Origin of the sequence: Aquidulcibacter sp. (assembly GCF_049239865.1) — a bacterium.
GTDB lineage: Bacteria > Pseudomonadota > Alphaproteobacteria > Caulobacterales > Aquidulcibacteraceae > Aquidulcibacter.
Window position 1 is genome coordinate 1 of the sequence record NZ_JBMLTR010000112.1, and the last position, 1,236, is coordinate 1,236.

Annotated in this window: 2 protein-coding genes; both read left to right on the forward strand. The window is 58.7% G+C overall.

The features are described from left to right. A partial coding sequence (locus ACOVRA_RS08145; RefSeq protein WP_421719849.1) for an aldehyde dehydrogenase family protein occupies window positions 1–789 on the forward strand: 789 nt, incomplete at its 5' end. A gap of 42 nt (window positions 790–831) precedes the next feature. Then, window positions 832–1,230 (forward strand): Co2+/Mg2+ efflux protein ApaG, encoded by a 399-nt coding sequence (gene apaG, locus ACOVRA_RS08150; RefSeq protein ID WP_421719850.1) that lies wholly within the window; start codon window positions 832–834, stop codon window positions 1,228–1,230. Window positions 1,231–1,236 lie beyond the last annotated feature (6 nt).

The window sequence follows — 1,236 nt, forward strand, 5'->3', positions numbered from 1 at the left end:
ACCCGCATGGGGCGGGAAGTGGCCAAGGCTTGTGCGACCCATCTCAAGCGCAGCTTGCTGGAGCTCGGCGGTAATGGCGCAATGATTGTGCGGCCCAGTGCTGATTTAGACCTAGCCGTGCGCGCCATTGTGTTTTCTGCGGTCGGTACCGCAGGTCAACGCTGCACCACCTTGCGCCGCTTGATCGTGCATCCCGATGTGAAAGCCGACCTTATCGCGCGTTTGGTGCGGGCCTATGCGAGCCTGTCGATTGGTGATCCGCGTAAGGCCGAAACCCTGATCGGCCCTCTGATTGATGCTGCCGCCGTCGCCGCCATGCTGCAGGCCCTAGAGACAGCCGAAGCCGAAGGCGGGCGCGTGCTGGTGGGTGGTCAGGCCTTGCACGGCAATTACGTCCAGCCCGCACTCGTCGACATGCCGACCCAGACCGCCATCATGAAAACAGAAACCTTCGCCCCCATTCTCTATGTGGTGGAAGCTGAGAGCTTGGCAGAGGCCATCACCATCCAGAATGACGTGCCCCAAGGCCTTTCCTCGTCCATCTTCACGATCGACTTGCGGGAGGCGGAAACCTTCTTGTCGCATGCAGGCTCGGATTGCGGGATTGCCAACGTCAATATCGGGACCTCGGGTGCCGAAATTGGCGGCGCTTTTGGCGGAGAAAAAGAAACCGGCGGGGGCCGTGAAGCGGGCTCTGATGCTTGGAAAGCCTATATGATCCGCCAGACCCAAACGATCAATTACTCCACCACCTTACCCTTAGCACAAGGCGTTGTCTTTGATCTGTAAGCAAGGGATGCAGAGGACTGCGATGGGCAGTATAGGCAGGCCATGACCCAATATTCCGCCACGACTCGCGGTGTCCGCATTCAGGTGACGCCGGTTTTCCTCGACGATCAATCCGATCCTGAGGAGAATGATTTCATGTGGGCCTATACGGTCGAGATCGCCAATCTGTCAGAGCAAACCGTGCAACTGACGGCGCGTACGTGGAAGATTGTCGACCACCATGGCGTCACCCAAGTCGTGCAAGGTCCGGGCGTTGTCGGCGAACAGCCGATCCTGCGCGAAGGCGATAGCTTCACCTACACCTCAGGCTGCCCCCTTTCGACGCCCTCTGGCTTGATGATGGGCAGCTATCTGATGCAGACCGACGACGGCGAAACCTTTGAAGCCCAAGTCCCCGCCTTTTCGCTCGACAGCCCGTTTGAAATCCGTAGTGTGAATTAAACGGGT